The sequence below is a fragment of the Synechococcus sp. 8F6 genome, from assembly GCF_002252665.1.
GTDB lineage: Bacteria > Cyanobacteriota > Cyanobacteriia > PCC-6307 > Cyanobiaceae > Cyanobium_A.
This window is the reverse complement of record NZ_NQKZ01000043.1, coordinates 1-4,755: the sequence shown is the minus strand read 5'-3', so window position 1 is coordinate 4,755 and position 4,755 is coordinate 1. Positions and strand designations below refer to the sequence as shown.

Annotated in this window: 2 protein-coding genes; both read right to left on the bottom strand. The window is 59.0% G+C overall.

All coding sequences use genetic code 11. The annotated features are described in order from the left end of the window. Positions 1-2,707, bottom strand: a 2,707-nt coding sequence (locus CJZ78_RS13255) for a DUF499 domain-containing protein (RefSeq protein WP_094561768.1), incomplete at its 3' end; no start/stop codon positions are given. Positions 2,708-2,717: 10 nt separating this feature from the next. Beyond that, positions 2,718-4,622: a DUF1156 domain-containing protein gene (locus tag CJZ78_RS13940; RefSeq protein WP_158217100.1), complete on the bottom strand. Its 1,905-nt coding sequence runs from the start codon at positions 4,620-4,622 to the stop codon at positions 2,718-2,720. Positions 4,623-4,755: the final 133 nt, after the last annotated feature.

Here is a 4,755-nt window from a genome sequence, read left to right as displayed (position 1 = left end):
GGTACTTGCGGCACCAGTCGACTAGATCACGCACGAGGACGTGGGGCTTCTCCACCCAGAGGAAGCGGTTGAGGTCGTCGCGCAGGCGCCGGGCACCCAGCGAGCGGAACAGCAGGTCTTCCTGCTCGCACTTCTCGCTGCTGCGCTGGCCGAGGCTGCCCTTGCCGCTGCTGAGCTTCTTGTCATCCCATTGGGCGCCATTTGGGCCTGGGGCCTGCTGGTAGGGGATCAGCAGGTGGCACCAGGTCTCGGGGATGCGGCTGGCTACGGCTGTGGTGGCTTCCTCCACCTTCTTGATCGCCTGTTCTTTCTGGGCCACGCTGAGGTTCAGCTCCAGGGCGTTGTCGGTGATGCGCTGCCAGGCGCGGCGATCGGCCAGGGCGTGGAAGAGGTTTTCGATGGCATCTTCATCGGGGGCCAGGAACACCAGGGTGTTTGCGTACTGGCGGGGGCTGTTGCCCTTGCTCTGCAGGCAGGCAGAGGCCCATTGCCGCGCTGCACTGAACTCCACTCCCTTGCGGTGGGTGTGCTCTGCCGCCAGTAGTACCAGGCGGGTGGAGGGCTCATCGGGCACGGCGCTTCCGTCGACGGGTGCGGCATGGAGACCCGCGAATTCACCACGGCTGCTGGCCTCCTTGGCCAGGCGGATGTTGAGCTCGGCGTTCAACTCCTGGCGCTGACGCAAGTAGCTCTCGCGGTAGTCCTCAGCGGTGCGGTTGAGGTTGGGGCGGGTATCAATCCAGTAGCGGTCGCCGTCCTGCTGGATGAAGCGGCCGCGATCACCGAGCCGGCGCAGGGCATCCCCGAAGGTGGCGATCGGTTCGCCAGGCATCACGCAGGCCAACTTGACCCGCTGATCACCGATGCCTGGCCGCTCGGTTTCCGCATCGGGGGCGGTGCCGATGTAGAGGCTGCGGGCCACCCGCTTACAGGCGCTTACCCGCCCGAAGTTGGGGTTTTCGCCATCGAGGCGAGCGGGGGTGGAGTCCGGCCCATCCACGTCCTGGGAAATGATCGGCTCCCACTGGTTGTCGAGATAGCGCAGCAGCTCGTTTTTGACATCGGCATCGTCGATCGGCACTGAGCTGGGCATGATCAACAGGTCTTTGCTGTTGCCGTTCCAGAGCCCTTCGATGGTTTTGGCCAGCAAGCGCAACACGCCCCGGGTGCGCTGGAAGCGATCGAGGGTGCTCCAGTCGTCGTAGAGACGCTTGAACAGCTCCGGGTGGATCGGGTAGGCGGCAGTGAGCAGATCGCGGTAGCCGGGCTCGCGGGTTTCGGCGGGGAACTCGTTTTTGTTGTTGGCGTATTGATCGCTGAAGGCCCGCACCACCGCATCGCGGGCGGCGCCTCCTTCGTTGGTGGCGATGGTGTCGAACAGCCGGCGCCGCACGATCTCAAAGCCCTCATTGCCGCTGGCGGGGCGCCATTCGTAGGCGATGCGGTTGACCACATTGCGGAGGCCATCGAGGGCCTTTTCGCCATCGCTGCCGCCGATTTCATTGGTGCTCTGGGGCACGGAGATCAGCAGAAGCACATTCGGCACCTGCTTGGCCGCTTCTGTGAGCGCCTGCGCGAAGGACACCTGGGAATCAAAGGTGCCGGCGGGCAGGTTGGGATTGCTGACCAGGTTGCGGGCATAGGCCACCCACTCATCCACCAGGATCAGACAGGGAGCGGTGGAGCGGAACAGCTCGGCCAGATCCTGGGCGCCGGGGGCCACGCGCTGCTGATCGCTGTTGGCGATGCGGGCATAGCCCTCGGCACCACCTAGCTGATAGGCCAGCTCACCCCAGAGGGTGTTGACCAAGGTGCCATCGGGCTTGGTGCTTGCTTCTGCCGGACTGAAGGCCGTGCCCACCAACACGGCGCGTGAGGCCTTGGGCACCGAGTGAATGCCAACTTCTTTGCACACCTCATCGAGCCCGGGAAGGCTGGCCAGGGGAGTGCCGGAGCAGAGGTGGTAGAGCGAGAGCATCGAGTGGGTTTTGCCGCCCCCGAAGTTGGTCTGCAGCTCGATCACCGGATCGCCGCCCTGACCATTGAGCCGCTGCAGGGAGCGACGTAGCAGGTCGCGCATGCCGGAGGTGATGAAGGTGCGGCGGTAGAACTCGATTGGATCGGTGTATTCGGGGGTGCCAAGCCCGCGACGTACCTGGTCGAGGTCAGCGGCGAACTCGGCCTGCTGATATTTGCCGGAGATCACATCCGGGTGTGGGGTGATCACCTCACGCCAGGGCACCAGACCGGCTTGTGTTTGGCTTTCGGTGCTGGCCTGATAGCGGGTGCGGTTGCGGGCGCGCTCGGAGAACACCACCTGCTGCAGCTCTTCCCGCAGGCTGCGGATCGCTTCTGCCTGCTCGGGGGCGTTGATGTTGCGGCAGAGGCGAACGGCGGTGTCGAGGTAACGGTCGACGTCGTCGGAGGAGAAGGGTTCGGAATGGGCCCACTTATTGCGGGCTTCCTTGAGCTCACTCACATAGGCGCGATCCGACTGGCTGAGCAACCGCTTGAAGACCGCCCCCCAGTGCTCCATGAACAGGCCGAGCAGCACCGAGACGTCTTGCAGGTTGCTGGCCTGGGGCGGCAGCTTGTCTTGCCAGTTGGTGCCGAGGCCCTGGTAGAGCTCACGGCTGAGGTAGGGCAGCAGGCCATCCCGGAGCTGATCCAGGGCCTTGCCGATGCGGTCGCGGTTGGAGAGAGCCATGGGAGTTGGATCAGATCAGGGTGGTCTGACGGGGCGCAGACGAATTGGTGGATGACGCTGATGCGAGGCGCTCCAGCTCCGGCCAGGCGATCACCAGGCCGTTGTAAGCGCGGGCTTCTTCTGCTTGTTTCTTCTTCTCACAGTGGTTGTAGAGGCGGTAGGCCAGGGCCCGGCAGTTGGCAGCGAGATCACCATGGCCGGAGACATTCTTGAGCTGAAGCAGAAGCTCAGCGGCGTCTCCTTCCCCACTCGCTTCCAGACGCTTGATCAGGTGCTGGGTGGCTTCCCAAACGCAGAGACGCCGATCGGTGGTGGGATCCCAATCATCTGGAAGTTGGGCGCGCTGGTAGAGCTGCACCTTCCCAGCTACGGAGGAGAGGATCCCAGCTACTGCAACCCCATCAACGGAGAGGTTGCGAGCAATAGCTAAACCTTCTGCATCCCCATAGGGGCGCTCTTCATAGCCATAGCTTTCAAAGAAGGTGAGGGCAAAGCGGCTATCGGCATCGAGATCGCCTTCGTCTTGGGAGAGGTATTCGTCGAGAGCGGTATTGATCTCGATAAGAGCTTCCCTTACTGACATCGGGCTGTCATCGGGGTTCAGAACGGCCTTGGCGCTGGTGAAAATCGCCATGCCTGGCCCTATTGCAGATTGAGCGACGTCCACAGGTGCAATATTCGCGTGTTCTAACTCTTTCAAAGCTTTTGGAAGTGATAATCGCAATTCCCTACGAAATTCATTGCGAGAAATAAGCGGGGAGGAGGCAGATCGGCGATAACAGACCAGAACAATGCTTGAAGCAAGTGCATTAGCACCCTCGCTAACAGGCCGATTTCCAAATTCCGTACGGATTGGCCAAGTACCACTCACTCCCAGGCCAGAGCTGATTACAGCATCAAGAAATGTTTCCCACCCAGTGCTAGAAGTTCCAGCGCTCACCTTTGTCTCTGACTGCTTAAAAGCGTAGTAAATAGTGATCGGCGAACTGGGGTGAGCTTGGTCGGATAATCGCGTCATGGATTCAGTCATTCCGTTCAGAAAAAATGACTCGGCTCCTTCCCTTCCTTCATGGCGATAGGGCGACGCAACAAGTTCTTGAGCCTTGGGAACAGCTAATGTCGCAAACAAATCAGGAAAGACACTTCGCAAAGACCTTCTAAGCCAAACGTAAAAGAAGTCCGACAAATCGGCATATCCAATATTGTCGTAATAAGGAGGGTCTGTGGAAATAACCTTATTGTTACTAAGCGGTTGATTTTGGGCCTGCATTTGGCAGGACGCTCCCCTTACGCAATCAGCAGGGACGTTCGCGAGCGCTTTCCATGTCCAATCTGACATCGCAGACCAATTCCCCGTAGAATCACTAAATGCGTTAACCTCAGCGTAATCCCATGTCATGGGAATTGCTTGACGAGCAAATGTGTTTCTCATCGCTCCAATCTTGTTGATCCATGTGCAAATAGATGACCAATAGTCGCTGCACTTATCTACTGCAAATGCAAGGTAAATAGATACAGCTTCTGCATACGCGACTGCGCCCTCACCATTGCAGTCAAGCTGCCTATTGTCCTCGGACCCTTGATGTCTAGAGGCTCTTTGGTAGGCATCTTTCGCCGCCTCAGGTATCAGGTCTGAGAAGACAGAAAGAGTCTTTAGTTGCCGTGGCGTGAAAAGGTCTCCAAACGAGGTCATTCCATATTCGACAACATTGGTGCGCCCAGGCCAATGACTTATCTCAAGGGTTGGCTTCCAGTCAGGTTTGGCATGCAAAGCAGCATTCTCATGTTCTGCTGTAGGAGATAAGTAAACTCGCTCTCTATCGCCCTCGGCCACTATTGCCATGAGGCGAGCCCCCATCCTTCCTGCTTTGCTTTCCCTACGCAGGTAGTCAAATGACATTGGTGCGCCGGACATAAGGCAGAGAAAGCTGCTATGACTGCCACCTGATTTAGGGCACCTTGAAAAATCGCAAGACCGCTTGATAGCGACCGAATTTGAATTATACTAAGGCTCCAAGATTACATGCTTTCCATGGGCCAGCGAGGTT